An 18,771-nucleotide genomic window follows, 5' to 3' on the forward strand; every position below is an offset into this window, starting at 1 on the left:
CCATGGCACTCGATCTCTCCCGCTTCCAGGCCTCGGGCCTCGAAACCTGCTTCCATGGCCGCCATGTGAAGCCGCAGATCTACGCCGGCCTGGATGGCAGCAACTGGCGCCTGGCGGACTACCTGGCGCGCGGTGGCTACCAGGCCCTGCGCAAGGTGCTGGGTGCCGACGGCGGCACGCCCATGACGCCGGACCAGGTGATTGCCGAGGTCAAGGCCAGCGGCCTGCGCGGCCGCGGCGGTGCCGGCTTCCCCACGGGCCTGAAGTGGAGCTTCATGCCGCGTGCGTTCCCGGGGCAGAAGTACCTCGTCTGCAATTCCGACGAAGGCGAGCCGGGGACGTGCAAGGACCGCGACATCCTGCGCTACAACCCGCACATCGTGATCGAGGGCATGGCCATCGCGGCCTATGCCATGGGCATCACGGTGGGCTACAACTACATCCACGGCGAGATCTTCGAGGTGTACGACCGCTTCGAGGCTGCCCTCGAAGAAGCGCGTGCCGCCGGTTTGCTGGGTGCCCAGATCCTGGGCAGCAGCTTCAGCTTCCAGCTGCACGCGCACCATGGCTTCGGCGCCTACATCTGCGGCGAGGAAACGGCGCTGCTGGAATCGCTGGAAGGCAAGAAGGGCCAGCCGCGCTTCAAGCCGCCGTTCCCGGCGAGCTTCGGCCTGTACGGCAAGCCCACCACCATCAACAACACCGAGACCTTCGCCGCCGTGCCCTGGATCATCCGCGAGGGCGGCCAGGCCTACCTGGAATGCGGCAAGCCGAACAACGGTGGCACGAAGATCTTCTCGATGGTGGGCGACGTGGAGCGCCCGGGCAACTACGAGATCCCCATGGGCACGCCCTTTGCGCAGCTGCTCGAGATGGCCGGCGGCGTCAAGGGCGGCAAGCTCAAGGCCGTGATCCCCGGCGGCTCGTCCGCCCCGGTGCTGCCCGCCGGCGTGATGATGGACTGCACGATGGACTATGACTCCATCGCCAAGGCGGGCTCCATGCTCGGCTCCGGGGCGGTCATCGTCATGAACGACACCCGTTGCATGGTGCGCAGCCTGCTGCGCCTGTCGTACTTCTATACGCACGAGTCCTGCGGCCAATGCACGCCCTGCCGCGAGGGCACGGGCTGGCTGTGGCGCCTGGTCAACCGCATCGAGCACGGCGAAGGCCGGGCCGACGACCTCGCCCTGCTGGACAACGTGGCCGAGAACATCATGGGCCGCACCATCTGCGCGCTCGGCGACGCGGCGGCCATGCCCGTGCGCGGCATGCTCAAGCACTTCCGCGACGAGTTCGCCTACCACGTGGAGCACAAGACCTGCATGGTCGGTGCCCACGCTGCCCACGCCTGACGCATTCCCACCATGGTTGAAATCGAACTCGACGGCAAGAAGGTCAGCGTCGCCGAAGGCAGCATGGTGATGCATGCCGCCGACGCGGCCGGCACCTACATCCCGCACTTCTGCTACCACAAGAAGCTGTCCATCGCGGCCAACTGCCGCATGTGCCTGGTGGACGTGGAAAAGGCGCCCAAGCCCATGCCGGCCTGCGCCACGCCGGTCACCCAGGGCATGGTCGTGCGCACCAAGAGCGACAAGGCGGTCAAGGCGCAGAAGTCGGTGATGGAGTTCCTCCTCATCAACCACCCGCTGGACTGCCCGATCTGCGACCAGGGCGGCGAATGCCAGCTGCAGGACCTGGCCGTGGGCTACGGCGGCTCCGCCTCGCGCTACCAGGAAGAAAAGCGCGTGGTGTTCCACAAGAGCGTGGGCCCTCTGCTGTCCATGGAGGAGATGAGCCGCTGCATCCACTGCACCCGGTGCGTCCGCTTCGGGCAGGAGATCGCCGGCATCATGGAGCTGGGCATGCAGCACCGTGGGGAGCACTCCGAGATCACCACGTTCGTGGGGATGACGGTGGACTCCGAGCTCTCGGGCAACATGATCGACCTGTGCCCGGTCGGTGCGATCACCAGCAAGCCGTACCGCTACTCGGCCCGCAACTGGGAGCTGTCGCGGCGCAAGAGCGTGAGCCCCCACGACTCCACCGGCGCCAACCTCATCGTGCAGGTGAAGAACCACCGCGTGATGCGCGTGCTGCCGCTGGAGAACGAGGCCGTCAACGAGTGCTGGATCGCCGACCGCGACCGCTTCAGCTACGAGGCGCTGAACAGCGAGTCCCGGCTGACCCAGCCCATGATCAAGCAGGGCGGCCAATGGCAGCCCGTGGACTGGAACACGGCCCTGGGCTACGTGGCCGACGGCCTCAAGCGGGTGAAGGCCGAGTTCGGCGCCGAAGGCATCGGCGCGCTGGGCAGCGTGCACAGCACCGTGGAAGAACTGCACCTGCTGGCCAAGCTGGTGCGCGGGCTCGGCAGCGACAACATCGACCATCGCCTGCGCCACGCCGATTTCACGGTGGGCGAGGGCGCCCAGTGGCTGGGCATGCCCATCGCCGCGCTGAGCACGCTGGACCGCGTGCTCGTGGTGGGCTCCTTCCTGCGCAAGGACCACCCGCTGTTCGCGCAGCGCCTGCGCCAGGCGGCGCGCCACGGCGCCCGCGTGATGAGCCTGCATGCCGTGCACGACGACTGGGCGATGCCGGTGGCCTCGCGCCTCACCGCCGCGCCGTCCGACTGGCTGCAGGCCCTGGCCGACGTGGCAGCCCATGTCGGCGCTGCCACCGGTTCCTCGTCGCCCATGGCGGGCCGCACGGATGACACGGCGGCTGCCCAGGCGATCGCGCAATCCCTGCTTTCCGGCGAACGCAAGGCCATACTGCTGGGCAACGCGGCCGTGCAGCATCCTCAGGCCGCAGCCCTGCTGTCCCTGGCCCAGTGGATCGGTGAACAGACCGGCGCCACGGTCGGCGTGCTGACCGAAGGCGCCAACCGCGTCGGTGCCCAGCTCGTCGGCGCCCAGCCCGCGCAGGCGGGCCTGAACGCCGGCCAGATGCTGAGCCGCCCGATGAAGGCGCTGCTGCTGCTCAACGTGGAGCCGTCGCTGGATGCGGCCGACGCATCGGCGGCCCGCGCTGCGCTCGAGGGCTCCGGCCTGGTGGTGGCCCTGACGCCCTTCAAGGATGCGGCCGTCGAGAACGCCGACGTGCTGCTGCCCATCGCACCCTTCACCGAGACCGGTGGCAGCTTCGTCAACGCCGAGGGTCGGCTGCAGGCGTTCCACGGCGTGGTGCGCGGTCTGGGCGACAGCCGGCCGGCGTGGAAGGTGCTGCGCGTGCTGGGCAACCTGCTCGGCCTGCCCGGCTTCGGCCAGGAGTCGGTGGAAGAGGTCCGCGCCGAGGCCCTCGGCGACCTCGCGGCCTTGCCGCAGAAGCTGTCCAACCGCGTGGCCGCCACGGCCACTGCCGGGCAAGCCGGCGCCGGCCTGCAGCGCATCGCCGACGTGCCGCTGTACGCCACCGACGCCCTGGTGCGTCGCGCGGCGTCCCTGCAGGCCACGCACGATGCGCAGCCGCCGGTCGCCAGCCTGCCGGCCGCGCTGTGGGCGCAGCTCGGCCTAGTCGAGGGCGCCCAGGTGCGCGTGTCGCAAGGCGGCGCGGCGGTGGTGCTGCCGGCGCGCGTGGACGCCACGCTGGCCGAAGGCACCGTGCGCGTGCCGGCGGGCCACCTGGTCACGGCCGGCCTGGGCGCCATGTTCGGCCCCATCGCCGTCGAAGCGGCCTGATGCCGGAAACCGGGACGCAGGAATAGCTCATGTTCGATAGCTTCAATCAAGCCGGCCTCGCCCTGATGGGCGGCATCTGGTGGCCGATCGTCTGGTCGCTGATCAAGATCGTCGCCGTGGTCGCGCCCCTCATGGGTTGCGTGGCCTACCTCACGCTGTGGGAGCGCAAGGCCATCGGCTGGTCGCAGATCCGTCCGGGTCCCAACCGCGTGGGCCCGTTCGGCCTGCTCACGCCGATCGCCGATGCCGTCAAGCTGATCTTCAAGGAGATCATTCGCCCGACGGCCGCCAACAAGGGCCTGTTCTTCCTCGGCCCCATCATGACCATCATGCCCGCCCTCGCGGCGTGGGCGGTCATCCCGTTCGGGCCCGAGGTGGCCGTGGCCAACGTCAATGCCGGCCTGCTGTTCGTGATGGCGATCACCTCCATGGAGGTGTATGGCGTCATCATCGCCGGCTGGGCCTCCAACTCGAAGTACGCGTTCCTGGGCGCGCTGCGGGCGTCGGCACAGATGGTGAGCTACGAGATCGCCATGGGCTTCGCGCTGGTCATCGTGCTCATGGTGTCGGGCAGCATGAACCTGTCGGACATCGTGGCCAAGCAGACCACGGGCCAGTTCGCCGACATGGGCCTGAACTTCCTCTCGTGGAACTGGCTGCCGCTGCTGCCGGTCTTCGTCGTGTACTTCATCTCCGGCCTGGCCGAGACCAACCGCCACCCGTTCGACGTGGTGGAAGGCGAGTCCGAGATCGTGGCCGGCCACATGATCGAGTACTCGGGCATGTCGTTCGCGATGTTCTTCCTGGCCGAGTACGCGAACATGTGGCTCGTGTCCATCCTCACCGTCCTGTTCTTCCTGGGCGGCTGGGATGCGCCGGTCGCGTTCCTCAGCTTCATCCCGGGCTGGATCTGGCTGGGCATCAAGACCTTCGCCGTGGTCACCATGTTCCTGTGGGTCCGCGCGTCGTTCCCCCGCTTCCGCTACGACCAGATCATGCGTCTGGGCTGGAAGATCTTCATCCCCGTCACGCTGGTGTGGCTGGTCGTCGTGGGTCTGTGGATCCAGTCGCCCTTCAACATCTGGAAGTAAGGCGAGGAGCACCCCACGATGTCTGCTGTCGCTTCCCTCAAGGACGTCTTTTCCAGCTTCCTCCTCACGGAGCTGTGGAAGGGCCTGATGCTCACCGGGCGCCATTTCCTGTCGCCCACCATCACCATCCAGTTTCCCGAAGAGAAGACGCCGCTGTCGCCGCGCTTCCGCGGGCTGCACGCACTGCGCCGCTACGAGAACGGCGAGGAGCGCTGCATCGCCTGCAAGCTGTGCGAGGCCGTCTGCCCGGCGCTGGCCATCACCATCGAGTCGGACGTGCGTGCCGACGGCTCGCGCCGCACCACGCGCTACGACATCGACCTGACGAAGTGCATCTTCTGCGGCTTCTGCGAAGAGAGCTGCCCGGTCGATTCCATCGTCGAGACCAACATCCTCGAGTACCACGGCGAGAAGCGCGGCGACCTGTACTACACCAAGGACATGCTGCTGGCCATCGGCGACCGCTACGAGGCCGAGATCGCCAAGAACAAGGAGGCCGACGCGAAGTACCGCTGACATCCGCAGCGGCCGCTCCTCGCGCATACATCCCATGACCACCACCTCCTTTCTGTTCTACCTGTTCTCCGCGATCCTGCTGGTGTCGTCGTTCCGTGTGATCACGGCGCGCAGCACGGTCCACGCGGCGCTGTTCCTCGTGCTGGCCTTCTTCAATGCGGCGTGCGTGTGGATGCTGCTGAAGGCGGAGTTCCTGGCCATCGCGCTCGTGCTCGTCTACGTGGGCGCCGTGATGGTGCTGTTCCTCTTCGTCGTGATGATGCTGGACATCAACACCGACAGCTTCCGCGAGGGCTTCTGGACCCACTTCCCGCTGGCCGCGTTCGTGGGCGTGCTCATCGCGCTCGAGATGGCGCTGGTGCTGAAGACCGGTTTCAACCTGCCCGAGGCCAAGCCGCTCGAGGCCGGGCTGGCCGAGCTGAGCAACACGCGTGCGCTCGGCAAGGTGGTCTACACCGAGTACCTGTACCCGCTGCAGGTGGCGGCCGTGCTGCTGCTGGTGGCCATCATCTCCGCCATCGCGCTCACGCTGCGCCAGCGCAAGGACAGCCGTTACCAGAATCCGTCCGAGCAGGTGCGCGTCAAGAAGGGCGACCGCCTGCGCGTGGTCCACATGCCGCCCGTGGTGGAGCGTCCGGCGGCGTCCGCGAACACCGAAGGAGGCCAGGCATGACCGGCACCGGCATCACCCTCGGCCACTACCTCTCGCTGGGCGGCATGCTGTTCGCCCTGTCGGTGGTCGGCATCTTCATGAACCGCCGCAACCTCATCGTGCTGCTGATGGCCATCGAGCTGATGCTGCTGGCGGTCAACATGAACTTCGTCGCCTTCTCCCACTACCTGGGTGACATGGCGGGCCAGGTGTTCGTGTTCTTCATCCTCACCGTGGCGGCGGCCGAGTCGGCCATCGGCCTGGCCATCCTCGTCGTGCTGTTCCGCAATCGCGCCACGATCGCGGTGGACGAGCTGGACACCCTGAAGGGCTGACGTCGAACATGTCTGCACAACTGTCCCAGAACCTGCTCCTGACGGTGCCGCTGGCGCCGCTGGCCGGCGCCATCGCGGCCGGCCTGTTCGGCAAGGCCATCGGCCGCCGCGGAGCGCACCTGATCACCATCCTCGGCGTGCTGGTGGCCTTCATCGTGTCGGCCATGGTGCTGAAGTCCGTGGCGCTCGACGGCGCCCGCTTCAATGCCACGGTCTACGAGTGGATGAACCTCGGCGGCCTCAAGATGGAGGTCGGCTTCCTCATCGACGGCCTGACCGCCATGATGATGTGCGTGGTGACCTTCGTGTCGCTGATGGTGCACATCTACACCATTGGGTACATGGAGGAGGATCCGGGCTACCAGCGCTTCTTCTCGTACATCTCCCTGTTCACTTTCTCGATGCTCATGCTGGTCATGAGCAACAACTTCCTGCAGCTGTTCTTCGGCTGGGAAGCGGTGGGCCTGGTGTCGTACCTGCTGATCGGCTTCTGGTACCGCAAGCCCACGGCGATCTTCGCCAACATGAAGGCCTTCCTGGTCAACCGGGTCGGCGACTTCGGCTTCATTCTCGGCATTGGTCTGGTGCTGGCCTACACAGGCTCGCTGAACTACACCGAGGTGTTCGCCAAGGCCGGTGAACTGGCCACCCTGAAGTTCCCGCTGCCGCTGTTCGGTGGCGACTGGATGCTGCTCACCGTGGCGTGCATCTGCCTGTTCATCGGCGCCATGGGCAAGAGCGCGCAGTTCCCGCTGCACGTGTGGCTGCCCGATTCGATGGAAGGCCCGACGCCGATCTCCGCGCTGATCCATGCCGCCACCATGGTGACGGCCGGCATCTTCATGGTCACGCGCATGTCGCCGCTGTTCGAGCTGTCCGACACCGCGCTGAGCTTCGTGCTGGTGATCGGTGCCATCACGGCGCTGTTCATGGGTTTCCTGGGCATCATCCAGAACGACATCAAGCGCGTGGTCGCGTACTCCACGCTCTCGCAGCTGGGCTACATGACCGTCGCGCTCGGTGCCTCCGCGTACTCCGTGGCCGTCTTCCACCTGATGACGCACGCGTTCTTCAAGGCGCTGCTGTTCCTGGCGGCCGGCTCGGTGATCATCGGCATGCACCACGACCAGGACATCCGGAACATGGGCGGCCTGCGCAAGTACATGCCGCTGACCTGGATCACCTCGCTGCTGGGTTCGCTGGCCCTGATCGGCACGCCGTTCTTCTCGGGCTTCTACTCGAAGGACTCCATCATCGAGGCGGTGCATGCCAGCCACCTCCCGGGCGCCGGCTTCGCCTACTTCGCGGTGGTGGCCGGCGTGTTCGTGACGGCGTTCTACTCCTTCCGCATGTACTTCCTGGTCTTCCACGGCAAGGAGCGCTTCCACCACAAGCCGTTCCCCGGCGAGCACGACCACCATGACGACCATGGCGAGCACCACGAGCCGCACGAGTCGCCCTGGGTGGTGACGGCGCCGCTGCTGCTGCTGGCGATCCCCTCCGTCGTCATCGGTTTCCTCACGATCGGGCCCATGCTGTTCGGCGACTTCCTCAAGGACGCCATCACGGTGCTGCCCGGCCACGCCGCGATGGCCGAGCTGGCCGGTCACTGGCACGGTGCCACGGCCATGGCCCTGCACGGCTTCATGACGCTTCCGTTCTGGCTGGCGCTGGGCGGCGTGGTCACGGCGTACGTGTTCTACCTGGTCAAGCCGGAGATCCCGGCCGCGATCGGCCGCGCCCTGGCCCCGGTGGTCAAGGTGCTCGAGAACAAGTACTACATGGACTGGATCAACGAGAACATCCTCGCCGCCGCGGCGCGGGGGCTCGGCCGGGGCCTGTGGAAGGGCGGCGACATGGCTGTCATCGATGGCGTCGTCAACGGCTCCGCCCGCACGGTGGGCGGGTTGGCCGGCATGGTGCGCGTCATCCAGACGGGCTACCTGTCCTGGTACGCGCTGGTGATGGCACTCGGCATCTTCGGCCTGATGACGTGGCAACTGTGGCCCTTCCTGACGAGCCTGGTGGCTCGCTGATCGACGAGGGCGGAGAACAAGAATGGGTCTTTTGAGCGTTGCCATCTGGCTGCCGATCGCCTTCGGCGTCGTGCTCCTGGCGCTGGGCCGTGACAGCCAACCCGGCGCAGCGCGCTGGATTGCGCTGGTCGGCTCCTTGCTGAGCTTCCTGGTCACCCTGCCGCTGATCACCGGGTTCGACCCGGGCACGGCCGCGATGCAGTTCCAGGAGAACCTCGCCTGGATCGAGCGCTTCAACGTGCGCTACCACCTGGGTGTCGACGGCATCTCGGTGTGGTTTGTGCTGCTCACGGCCTTCATCACCGTCATCGTGGTGATCGCCGCCTGGGAGGTCATCACCGACCGGGCACACCAGTACCTCGGCGCCTTCATGATCCTGTCGGGCCTGATGGTCGGGGTCTTCTCGGCGGTGGACGGCCTGCTGTTCTACGTGTTCTTCGAGGCCACCCTGATCCCGATGTACATCATCATCGGCGTGTGGGGCGGCCCGCGCCGCGTATACGCGGCGTTCAAGTTCTTCCTCTACACGCTGCTCGGTTCGCTGCTGATGCTGATCGCGCTGGTCTACCTGTACTACAAGTCGGGTGGCAGCTTCGACATCCTCGCCTGGCACAAGCTGCCGCTGCCGCTGGGCGTGCAGACACTCCTGTTCTTCGCCTTCTTCGCCGCGTTCTCGGTGAAGGTGCCGATGTGGCCGGTGCACACCTGGCTGCCGGATGCCCACGTGGAAGCGCCGACCGGCGGTTCGGTGGTGCTGGCGGCCATCATGCTCAAGCTCGGCGCGTACGGCTTCCTGCGCTTCTCCATGCCCATCGCGCCGGATGCCAGCCGCGAGTACGCCTGGTTCATCATCGCGCTGAGCCTGGTCGCGGTGATCTACATCGGCCTGGTGGCCATGGTGCAGCAGGACATGAAGAAGCTGGTGGCGTACTCGTCCATTGCGCACATGGGCTTCGTCACACTGGGCTTCTTCGTGTTCAACGAGCTCGGCGTGTCGGGCGGCCTGGTGCAGATGATCTCCCACGGCTTCGTCTCCGGTGCCATGTTCCTGTGCATCGGCGTGCTGTACGACCGCGTGCACTCGCGGGAGATCGCCGCGTACGGCGGGGTGGTGAACACCATGCCCAAGTTCGCCGCCTTCGCGTTGCTGTTCGCGATGGCCAACTGCGGCCTGCCGGGCACCGCGGGCTTCATCGGCGAATGGATGGTGATCCTGGGCACGGTGCAGGTGAACTTCTGGCTGGGTGCGCTGGCCGCCACGGCGCTGATCTTCGGCGCGGCCTACACGCTCTGGATGTACAAGCGCGTCTACTTCGGCGACGTGGCCAACGACGACGTGAAGGCGCTGCAGGACATCAATGCGCGCGAGTTCACGATGCTCGCCATCCTGGCCGTCGCGGTCCTCGCCATGGGCCTGTATCCCAAGCCGTTCACCGACGTGATGCATGTGTCCGTGACCGAGCTGCTGCAGCACGTGGCGCGTCCCAAGCTGCCTCAGCTGCCTTGAGGGCCAGCTCGGAGTGCCCACCATGACCCAAATGAACTGGCTCGTCTCCTATCCTGAAATCGTGCTGCTCGTGGCCACCTGCGTGATCGCGCTGGTGGACCTGGCGGTGACCGACCCCAAGCGCCGGCTGACCTTCTGGCTGACGCAGGCGTCGCTGGCCATCGTGGCCGTCATGCACGGCGTGGCGCTGCAGGCCGGGCTGAGCGCCGAGGCCGCGGCCTCGTCCGTCTACGGCATGCAGGGCCTGGTGGTTTCCGACCCCATGGGCCATCTGCTGGCCCTGTCGGCGGTGCTGGCCACGATGCTCACGTTCGCCTATGCCGGCCCCTACGTGGCCGACCGCGAGCTGCTCAAGGGCGAGTTCTTCACCCTCGCGCTGTTCTCGCTGCTGGGCATCAGCGTGATGATCTCGGCGAACAACTTCCTGGTCATCTACGTGGGCCTGGAGCTCATGAGCCTGTCGCTGTACGCCCTGGTGGCGCTGCGGCGGGACCATGCGGTGTCCACCGAGGCCGCCATGAAGTACTTCGTGCTGGGCGCGCTGGCCAGCGGCTTCCTGCTGTACGGCATGTCCATGCTCTACGGCGCCACCGGCTCGCTCGACCTGCCCGAGGTGTTCAACGCCATCCAGGCCGGGCTGCAGTCCGGCCAGATGAACGTGACCGTGCTGACCTTCGGCGTGGTGTTCGTCGTGGCGGGCCTGGGCTTCAAGCTCGGCGTCGTGCCCTTCCACATGTGGGTGCCCGACGTCTACCAGGGCGCGCCGACGGCGGTCACGCTGATGATCGCCGGTGCGCCCAAGCTCGCGGCCTTCGCGGTGACCATCCGCGTGCTGGTCGAGGGACTGTCCGCGCTGGCCGGCGACTGGCAGGAGATGCTGATCGTGCTGGCGGTGCTGTCGCTGGTGGTGGGCAACCTGGCCGCCATCGTGCAGAACAACCTCAAGCGGCTGCTCGCCTACTCGGCCATCGGCCAGCTGGGCTTCATGCTGCTGGGCCTCACGCCCACGGTGATCGGCTCCAACACCCTGTCGGCCGCGAACGGCTACAGCTCGGCCATGTTCTACATGGTCACCTACGTGCTGACCACGTTGGGCACCTTCGGTCTGGTGATGTACCTCACGCGCGCCGGCTTCGAGAGCGAAGAGGTGGCCGACCTGGCCGGCCTGGGCAAGCGCAGCCCCTGGCTGGCCGGTGTGATGACGATCTTCATGTTCTCGCTCGCCGGTGTGCCGCCGATGGTGGGCTTCTACGCGAAGTTCGCCGTGCTGCAGGCGCTGGTGACCACCAACGTGACGGGCTACATCGTGCTGGCCATCGTGGCCGTGCTGCTGTCCCTGGTGGCCGCGTACTACTACCTGCGCATCGTCAAGGTGATGTACTTCGACGAGGCCCCGGCCGGCACCCCGGCGGTCGAGGCGCGGGGTGGGGTGGGCGCGCTTCTGGCCTGCAATGGCGCGGCCGCGCTCGTGCTGGGCCTGCTGCCCGATGGCCTGATGGCGCTGTGCCGCGACGTCGTCGTGCGCGCGCTGGCGGGCTGACCCCGGGCGGTTGCATCGCATGAGCCAAGGGGCCGCCGTGTGGTGGGTGCTGGTGGTCGCTGTGGTGGCTGCGAACCTGCCCTTCGTCAATGAACGGCTGTTCGTCGTGGGGCCGCGCCCCGGTGCGGTGAAGAGCGTCGCCTGGCGGCTGCTGGAACTGCTGGCCTACGCCCTGGCCACCTGGGGGGCCGGGCTGGCGCTGGAGAGTTCGATCGGCCAGCGCTCGCCGCAGGGCTGGGAGTTCTACGCGGCGGGCCTGTGCCTGTTCCTCACCCTGGCCTCGCCGGGCTTCGTGTGGCGCTACCTGCGCCGCCAATCGCCGCGTGAGCCCTCAGGCGCCTGAGCCTGGCGCGCCGGTGGCGTCCGCCGACACGCACCTGGCCGAGGTGCCGGTGGACCGCCAGCGCCTGCTGCGCGGCAACTTCCTGGACGTCCGACGGGACACGGTGCGCCTGCCCACGGGTGACACGGCCACGCGCGAGTACATCGTGCACCCCGGCGCCGTGGTGATCGTGCCGTTGCTGGACGATGGCCGCCTGGTGATGGAGCGGCAGTACCGCTACCCGCTCGGCCAGGTGCTGCTGGAGTTCCCCGCCGGCAAGATCGATCCGGGCGAAGCCACGGCCGTCACGGCCAGCCGGGAGCTGATGGAGGAAACCGGCTACCGCGCCGCGGAGTGGGCCTGCGCCGGCCGACTGCACAACGCGGCCGCCTACTCCAGCGAGTTCATCGAGATCTGGTTCGCCCGCGGGCTGCAACACGGCGACCGGCAGCTCGACCATGGCGAGCACATCGACGTCATCGCCGTCAGCGAGGCCGAGCTGGACCTGCGCGCCTCGCGGAGCGAGCTGACGGACGCCAAGACCCTGATCGGCCTGCTGTGGCTGCAGAAATGGCGTGCCGGGCAGTGGGACTTGTCCTGGCAGCCTGCAACACGCTGACGTTTGGCGGATAAGCACGGCATGAAGGTCCTCGATCTGCGCTGCGCCCATGGCCATGCCTTCGAAGGCTGGTTCGCCTCCGAGCGCGACTTCGCCAGCCAGCAGGAGCACCAGATGGTGGCCTGCCCGCTGTGCGCCGACACGGCCGTGACCCGCCTGCCGAGTGCCCCGCGGCTGAACCTGGGCGCCTCGGCCCCTGCCCAGCAGCCCACCGGCCCGGCCACGCATGGCGCGGCCCGCGACGACATGCCCGGCGGCGAGGGGGCCGTGGCCATGCAGCAGCTGTGGCTGCAGGCGGTGCGCCATGTGATGTCACGCACGGAGGACGTCGGCGAGCGCTTCACCGAAGAGGCCCGTCGCATCCACTATGGCGAGGCGCCATCGCGCGGCATCCGCGGGCAGGCCACCGCGGAGCAGCGCGCGGCCCTGGCCGACGAAGGCATCGAGACCGTGGCGCTGCCCGTGCCGCCGGGCCTCGACGGTCCGGCCCACTGAGGCGGGCGGCGCGCCGCCGGCCGGAGCCGGTCAGACCACCCGACCCGGGTTCATCAGTCCCGACGGATCCAACGCCGCCTTGACGGCCCGCATCAGCTGCAGCCCCACCGGGTGGCCGCGTGCCTGGAGATCCTCCCGCTTGAGCTGGCCGATGCCATGCTCGGCCGAAATCGAGCCGCCCAGCCGCTGCACCTCGTCGTACACCAGCGCGTTGAGCGCGTCCTCGTGCGCCGCCAGGAAGGGCGGCGCAGGCACCCCCTCGGGCGCCTGCACGTTGTAGTGCAGGTTGCCGTCGCCCAGGTGGCCGAAGCACACGACCCGGGCGCCGGGCGCCACCTGGGCGATGCGGGCGGGCATGGCGGCCACGAAGCCGGGGATCGCCGAGACGGGCAGGGCGATGTCGTGCTTGATGTTCAGGCCCTCCTCGCTCTGCGCCAGCGGAATGGACTCGCGCAGGTGCCACAGTGCGCGCGACTGCGCGATGCTCTCGGCCACCACGGCATCGTCCACCAGAGCGCTTTCCAGGGCCCACCCGAGCAGCGATTCCATGCGCCCGCGCTCGGTCGCCTCGTCCTCCGTGCCCGCCAGCTCCAGCAGCACGGTCCACGGTGCAGAAGGCAGCGGCCGCGGCATGTGGGGGTAGTGCTTCTCCACCAGCGACAGGGCGAACCGTTCCATCAGCTCGAACCCGGTGAGCCCGGCCCCCAGGCGTGCCCGGGCCCGGTTCAGCAGGGCGACCGCCGCATCCACGCTCGGGCAGGCGGCCAGGGCGGTGACCACGGCCGCCGGGCGCGGGAACAGCTTGAGCGTGGCCGCGGTGATGACGCCCAGCGTGCCTTCGCTGCCGATGTACAGGTCGCGCAGGTCGTAGCCCGTGTTGTTCTTGCGCAGGCCGTGCAGGCCGTCCCAGACCTCGCCCTGCGGCGTGACCACCTCCAGCCCGAGGCACAGCTCGCGCGCATTGCCATAGCGCAGCACCTGGGTGCCGCCGGCGTTGGTCGCCAGGTTGCCGCCGATGCTGCAGCTGCCTTCGGCGGCCAGGCTCAGCGGAAACAGCAGGTCGTGCTCGGCCGCGGCCTGTTGCACCACCTGCAGGATGCAGCCGGCCTCCGCGGTGAGGGTGAGGTTGTCCACGTCCACGGCGCGGATGGTGTGCAGGCGGCCCAGCTGCAGCAGCACCTGGCGGCCGCTGTCGTCGGGCACGCCGCCGCCCACCAGGCCGGTGTTGCCCCCCTGCGGCACGACCGGTACGCCCTGGTCGGCACAGGCGCGCACCACGGCGGCCACCTCCGCCGTGGAGCCGGGCCGCACGACGGCCAGGCTGCGGCCGCGGTAGCGCTTGCGCCAGTCGGCCTCATAGGCCTCCAGGCCCTCACCGTGGAGGACATGCGCGTTGCCGACGATGCGGCGCAGGGTGTCGAGGAAATCCATCAGGCAGTGGTAGAGGACGCCGCGGCGCGGCGCAGCCGCCAGCGGACGTGAGCGGCACAGGCCGCGAACAGGGCCACGGCCAGCAGCGCCTGCAGCGCAGCCAGGCGGGCCGACACGGCGGAGTCGCCGCCCAGGCGCACCAGGCCCTCGGCCACGTACAGCCACACCAGCAGGCTCAGCCACCGGTAGGTGTACATGCGCCAGCGCCACAGGCCGGGCAGGGCGGCCAGCAGCGGCAGCACCTTGATGGCCAGGGTGCCTCGGCCGGTGGGCGCCCACCACAGCTCCCACGCCAGGCCGTGGGCCACCAGGGCGAGCAACAGGCCGATGGCGAGCAGGCGGGTCAGTCGCGTGAGACCGTCCGGCGGCAGGACGCGGCCGTGCGGGGCAGACGGGTGGGAGTCGGGTGGCATCATAGGCGGCATGATTCTCCCGCATGCCTGGCGCCACGGCTGGCAACGCATGGCCGCCGACGCGTTGGATGCGCTGCGCCACTGGCCCTGGTTCGATACCCTGCACACCTTGCGGCAGCGCTTCCGCGAGGACCGGCTCGGCCAGACGGCGGGCAGCCTGACCTTCACCACCCTGATCGCGCTGGTTCCGCTGCTGACCGTGGCCCTCGCGCTGTTCACGGCCTTCCCGATGTTCTCCAGCTTCCAGGACGCGCTGCAGCGCTACTTCCTGCAGAGCCTGGTGCCCGACAACATCGCCAAGCCGGTGATGGCCGCGCTCAACCAGTTCGCCAACAAGGCGCACAAGCTGGGCGGCGCCGGCCTGGTCGCGCTGGTCGTGAGCGCGCTCGCGCTGATGATGACGATCGACCGCACCCTCAACGCCATCTGGCGCGTGCGCGAGCCGCGTCCGCTGGCCCAGCGGGTGCTCGTCTACTGGGCCGCGATCACCCTGGGTCCGCTGGTGCTGGGCGTCAGCCTGAGCCTCACGAGCTACGCGCTGTCGGCGTCCAAGGGCCTGGTGGGCGCGCTGCCCGGCGGGCTGCGCTTTCTCTTCGACGTGATCGAGTTCGGCCTGCTGGGGGCCACCATGGCCGGCTTGTTCTACTACGTGCCCAACTGCCACGTGCGCTGGCGCCACGCCACCGCCGGCGCGCTGTTCGTGGCCGTGGGCTTCGAGGTGGCCAAGCGTGTGCTGGGCTGGTATGTCGGATCGATCGGCGGCTTCTCGGCGGTCTATGGCGCGTTCGCCACCGCGCCCATCTTCCTGCTGTGGATGTACACGGGCTGGGTCATCGTGCTGATGGGCGCTGTGATCGCTGCCTATGCGCCCAGCCTGCAGATGCGTGCCGTGCGGCAACTGGACACGCCGGGCCACCGCTTCGTGCTGGCGCTGGGCGTGTTGCGCGTGCTGGCGGCTGCCCGGCAGGGCGCCGAGCGGGGCGCGGAGCCCTTGGCCATCGCGGCGCAGCTGCGTGTCGATCCGCTCCAGATCGAGCCGATCCTGGAAACCCTGGCGGCCAAGGACTGGGTGGCCCGGCTCGACGAAGACGGCGCCCAGCGTTATGTGCTGCTGTGCGACCCGGCGAACACGCCGGCCGGCCCGCTGGTGGACGACCTGCTGCTGCAGCCCGACGCGCGCGTGGCGGCCTTCCGGGCGAGGACCGGCATGGACGCGCTCATGCTGGCCGACGTGCTGGCCTGATCAGGCGGGGTGCACGACGACCAGCAGCCCGACGGCCGGGACGGCGCCGGGGTTGCGGATGGCGTGCGGCTGATCCACCGCATAGCGTGCGGTCTCGCCGACCTGCAAGGCGGTGATCGCCTCCGCCGATTGCACCTGCAGGGAGCCCGAGAGCACGCTCAGGTGCTCCCGCGTGCCTGGCTCATGGGCCTGCGACTCCAGCGCACCGCCCGGCTGCAGGCTGAGCTCATACCACTCGAACTGCCCGGCCAGGTCGATGGGCCCCAGGATGCGCAGCTCGCCCAGGCCGTCGGGCGTGCGCAGCGACGGGGTGGCGTGGGAGGCCACGGTGGCGATGGCCGGCGGGGCGGGACGGGGCGTGCCCTCCAGCAGCTGCGCCATGGGCACGCCGAGCGCGTTCGACAGGCGCCAGACGACCGCCACCGTGGGGTTGGCCTGGTTGCGCTCGATCTGCGACAGCATGGATTTGGACACCCCGGCCTGGCGCGACAGCTCGTCCAGGGACATGCTGCGCTCCTGGCGCAGGACGGCCAGCGTTTCGCCGACGCGGGGTGGCTCGGGAGCGGTGCGGCTCATGGTCGGTGGCGACACCGCTTGACCGGCGGTCGCGTGTTTAAGATACTGCACGCCAGTTCGATATAGCGAACAAAGACGAAATCGATCGAACGCATCGAACGCGTCGACCGGATTCTGCCCCAAGCTGCACCGAGGACACCATGGCCAGCACCGACGACTTTTACGCCCACCTGCGCGCCGAGCTGCAAGGCATCCGCGAGGCGGGCCTGTACAAGACCGAGCGCGTCATCGCCACGCCGCAGGGCGCGCATGTGCGCACCACGGATGGGCGCGAGGTGATCAACCTGTGCGCCAACAACTACCTGGGCCTGTCCAGCCACCCCGCGGTGGTGGAGGCGGCCCATGACGCGCTGCGCACGCACGGCTACGGCCTGAGCTCCGTGCGCTTCATCTGCGGCACGCAGGACATCCACAAGACGCTGGAGCAGCGCATCGCGCGCTTCGTGGGCACCGAGGACGCCATCCTCTACGCCGCCGCCTTCGACGCCAACGGCGGCCTGTTCGAGCCGCTGCTGGGCGAGGCGGACGCCATCATCAGCGACGAGCTCAACCACGCGTCCATCATCGACGGCATCCGCCTGTGCAAGGCGCAGCGCTGGCGCTACAAGCACAACGACCTGGCCGACCTGGAGCGCTGCCTGAAGGAGGCGAACGAGAAGGGCGCCCGCTTCACGCTGGTGTTCACCGACGGCGTGTTCTCCATGGACGGCACCATCGCGCGCCTGGACGAGATCCGTGCCCTGTGCGACCGCCACGGCGCGCTGCTGGGCATCGACGAATGCCACGCCAGCGGCTTCCTGGGTGCCACGGGCCGCGGCACGCCGGAGTACCGCGGCGTGTTCGGCAAGATCGACATCATCACCGGCACGCTGGGCAAGGCGCTGGGCGGCGCCTCGGGCGGCTTCACCGCCGCACGCCAGGAGGTGGTGGACCTGCTGCGCCAACGTTCGCGTCCCTACCTGTTCTCCAACACCGTGGCGCCCGCCATCGTGGGCGCGTCGATCGCCGTGCTGGACCTGCTGGAGGGCTCCACGGCGCTGCGCGACAGGCTGGACGCGAACACCCGTTATTTCCGCCAGGCCATCCGCGACGCGGGGTTCGAGATCAAGCCGGGCGACCACCCCATCGTCCCGATCATGGTGTACGACGCGGTGAAGGCCCAGCAGCTCGCCGCCCGCCTGCTGGAGCTGGGTGTCTACGTCGTGGGCTTCTTCTTCCCGGTGGTGCCCAAGGGCCAGGCCCGCATCCGGGTGCAGCTCAGCGCGGCGCATGACCGTGCCGACCTGGAGCGTGCCGTGGCGGCGTTCCGCCAGGCAGGCCAGGAGCTGGGCCTGGTGAAGGGGGCGGCGCAATGAGCGGCACGCCCAGGATCCTGATCATCGGCGCAAACGGCCAGATCGGCACCGAGCTGGCCGAGGAGCTGGCGCGCCGGCACGGCCAGGCCGCCGTGGTGACGAGCGACCTGTCGCCCAAGGGGCGCGTCGCCGGGCTGGCGCACGAGGCGTTGGACGTGACCGACGCCGCGGCGCTCACGGCCGTGGCCGAGCGCCACGGCATCACGCAGGTCTATCACCTGGCGGCGGCCCTGTCGGCGCGGGGCGAGCAGCACCCGATGTGGGCCTGGGACCTGAACATGAAGGGCCTGCTCAACGTGCTGGAGCTGGCCCGCACGCACCGGCTGGACAAGGTGTTCTGGCCCAGCTCCATCGCCGCGTTCGGCCCCACCACGCCGCGAGACGCCACGCCGCAGAAGACGGTGATGGAGCCCACCACGGTGTACGGCATCTCCAAGCTGGCGGGGGAGGGCTGGTGCGCCTGGTACCACCGCATGCACGGCGTGGACGTGCGGTCCATCCGCTACCCCGGGCTCATCAGCTGGAAGACGCCTCCCGGCGGCGGCACCACCGACTATGCCGTGGAGATCTTCCACGCCGCCCTGAAGGAGCGCCGCTACACCAGCTTCCTCGGAAGCGAGTCGGCGCTGCCCATGATGTACATGCCCGACGCCATCCGCGCCACGCTGGAGCTGATGGACGCACCGGCCGATGCGATTCGCGAGCGCCACGGCTACAACCTGGCGGGAGTGAGCTTCACGCCGGCGCAGATCGCGCAGGCCATCGCCGAGGAGCTGCCGGGCTTCCAGATCGACTACGCGCCGGACTTCCGCCAGGCGATCGCCGACTCCTGGCCGCGCTCCATCGACGACGCCGCCGCCCGCACCGACTGGGGCTGGCAGCTGGAGTACGACCTGCGCGCCATGGTGCGCGACATGCTCAGGAACCTGGCGCCGCAGGTTCGCTGAGCACGGC

The 18,771-nt window shown here is 68.7% G+C and carries 18 protein-coding genes; 15 read left to right on the top strand and 3 right to left on the bottom strand.

Going from position 1 to position 18,771, the window contains the following annotated elements:
• Nucleotides 1-2: 2 nt before the first annotated feature.
• From nuoF to ACE3UN_RS04145, 12 genes are read left to right on the top strand one after another with little or no spacing between them, the layout of a single operon-like run.
• Nucleotides 3-1,355 (top strand): NADH-quinone oxidoreductase subunit NuoF, encoded by a 1,353-nt coding sequence (gene nuoF, locus ACE3UN_RS04090; RefSeq protein WP_374673635.1) that lies wholly within the window; start codon nt 3-5, stop codon nt 1,353-1,355.
• 12 nt (nt 1,356-1,367) lie between these two features.
• Nucleotides 1,368-3,686 carry an NADH-quinone oxidoreductase subunit NuoG gene (gene nuoG / locus ACE3UN_RS04095; RefSeq protein ID WP_374673636.1) on the top strand — a complete coding sequence of 773 codons (2,319 nt, stop codon included), beginning with the start codon at nt 1,368-1,370 and terminating at the stop codon, nt 3,684-3,686.
• Between the two features lie 29 nt (nt 3,687-3,715).
• A complete protein-coding gene (nuoH, locus tag ACE3UN_RS04100; RefSeq protein ID WP_374673637.1) occupies nt 3,716-4,777 on the top strand; it encodes an NADH-quinone oxidoreductase subunit NuoH in 1,062 nt (353 codons plus the stop codon).
• Between the two features lie 18 nt (nt 4,778-4,795).
• Nucleotides 4,796-5,293, top strand: coding sequence for an NADH-quinone oxidoreductase subunit NuoI (nuoI, locus tag ACE3UN_RS04105; RefSeq protein ID WP_374673638.1), 498 nt, complete (start codon nt 4,796-4,798; stop codon nt 5,291-5,293).
• A 34-nt stretch (nt 5,294-5,327) separates the two neighbouring features.
• Nucleotides 5,328-5,966 carry an NADH-quinone oxidoreductase subunit J gene (locus ACE3UN_RS04110; RefSeq protein ID WP_374673639.1) on the top strand — a complete coding sequence of 213 codons (639 nt, stop codon included), beginning with the start codon at nt 5,328-5,330 and terminating at the stop codon, nt 5,964-5,966.
• Nucleotides 5,963-6,280, top strand: coding sequence for an NADH-quinone oxidoreductase subunit NuoK (gene nuoK, locus ACE3UN_RS04115; protein ID WP_374673640.1), 318 nt, complete (start codon nt 5,963-5,965; stop codon nt 6,278-6,280). Before ACE3UN_RS04110 ends, nuoK begins: the two co-directional genes overlap by 4 nt.
• An 8-nt stretch (nt 6,281-6,288) precedes the next feature.
• Entirely contained in the window at nt 6,289-8,316 is a 2,028-nt protein-coding gene (gene nuoL, locus ACE3UN_RS04120) for an NADH-quinone oxidoreductase subunit L (RefSeq protein WP_374673641.1), read from the top strand.
• 22 nt (nt 8,317-8,338) lie between these two features.
• On the top strand, nt 8,339-9,823 hold the full coding sequence (locus ACE3UN_RS04125) for an NADH-quinone oxidoreductase subunit M (RefSeq protein ID WP_374673642.1): 1,485 nt from the start codon (nt 8,339-8,341) through the stop codon (nt 9,821-9,823).
• A gap of 22 nt (nt 9,824-9,845) precedes the next feature.
• On the top strand, nt 9,846-11,363 hold the full coding sequence (gene nuoN, locus ACE3UN_RS04130) for an NADH-quinone oxidoreductase subunit NuoN (protein WP_374673643.1): 1,518 nt from the start codon (nt 9,846-9,848) through the stop codon (nt 11,361-11,363).
• Nucleotides 11,364-11,382: 19 nt separating this feature from the next.
• The gene (locus ACE3UN_RS04135) at nt 11,383-11,706 is read left to right on the top strand and encodes a DUF2818 family protein (protein WP_374673644.1); all 324 of its coding nucleotides are present in this window, start codon (nt 11,383-11,385) and stop codon (nt 11,704-11,706) included.
• 13 nt (nt 11,707-11,719) lie between these two features.
• A complete protein-coding gene (locus tag ACE3UN_RS04140; protein WP_374673645.1) occupies nt 11,720-12,304 on the top strand; it encodes an NUDIX domain-containing protein in 585 nt (194 codons plus the stop codon).
• Between the two features lie 21 nt (nt 12,305-12,325).
• Entirely contained in the window at nt 12,326-12,799 is a 474-nt protein-coding gene (locus ACE3UN_RS04145; RefSeq protein ID WP_374673646.1) for a DUF1178 family protein, read from the top strand.
• A 30-nt stretch (nt 12,800-12,829) separates the two neighbouring features.
• On the opposite strand, the gene ACE3UN_RS04150 is transcribed toward ACE3UN_RS04145, so the two are convergent.
• Together ACE3UN_RS04150 and ACE3UN_RS04155 are read right to left on the bottom strand one after the other, a co-directional pair.
• The gene (locus ACE3UN_RS04150; RefSeq protein ID WP_374673647.1) at nt 12,830-14,230 is read right to left on the bottom strand and encodes an FAD-binding oxidoreductase; all 1,401 of its coding nucleotides are present in this window, start codon (nt 14,228-14,230) and stop codon (nt 12,830-12,832) included.
• Entirely contained in the window at nt 14,230-14,646 is a 417-nt protein-coding gene (locus tag ACE3UN_RS04155) for a DUF2069 domain-containing protein (protein WP_374673648.1), read from the bottom strand. Before ACE3UN_RS04155 ends, ACE3UN_RS04150 begins: the two co-directional genes overlap by 1 nt.
• Before the next feature lie 7 nt (nt 14,647-14,653).
• On the opposite strand from ACE3UN_RS04155, the gene ACE3UN_RS04160 reads away from it, so the two are divergent.
• Nucleotides 14,654-15,886: a YihY family inner membrane protein gene (locus ACE3UN_RS04160; RefSeq protein ID WP_374673649.1), complete on the top strand. Its 1,233-nt coding sequence runs from the start codon at nt 14,654-14,656 to the stop codon at nt 15,884-15,886.
• Here the strand turns inward: ACE3UN_RS04160 and ACE3UN_RS04165 are convergent, their stop codons facing one another.
• On the bottom strand, nt 15,887-16,462 hold the full coding sequence (locus ACE3UN_RS04165; RefSeq protein ID WP_374673650.1) for a helix-turn-helix domain-containing protein: 576 nt from the start codon (nt 16,460-16,462) through the stop codon (nt 15,887-15,889). It abuts the gene before it with no gap.
• A 140-nt stretch (nt 16,463-16,602) separates the two neighbouring features.
• On the opposite strand from ACE3UN_RS04165, the gene kbl reads away from it, so the two are divergent.
• Nucleotides 16,603-17,817, top strand: a complete 1,215-nt coding sequence (gene kbl, locus ACE3UN_RS04170) for a glycine C-acetyltransferase (RefSeq protein ID WP_374673651.1) — start codon at nt 16,603-16,605, stop codon at nt 17,815-17,817.
• Nucleotides 17,814-18,764 (top strand): NAD-dependent epimerase/dehydratase family protein, encoded by a 951-nt coding sequence (locus ACE3UN_RS04175; protein ID WP_374673652.1) that lies wholly within the window; start codon nt 17,814-17,816, stop codon nt 18,762-18,764. The genes kbl and ACE3UN_RS04175 overlap by 4 nt, the downstream gene beginning before the upstream one ends.
• Nucleotides 18,765-18,771 lie beyond the last annotated feature (7 nt).

It is taken from the genome of Ideonella sp., assembly GCF_041918995.1.
GTDB lineage: Bacteria > Pseudomonadota > Gammaproteobacteria > Burkholderiales > Burkholderiaceae_C > Ideonella.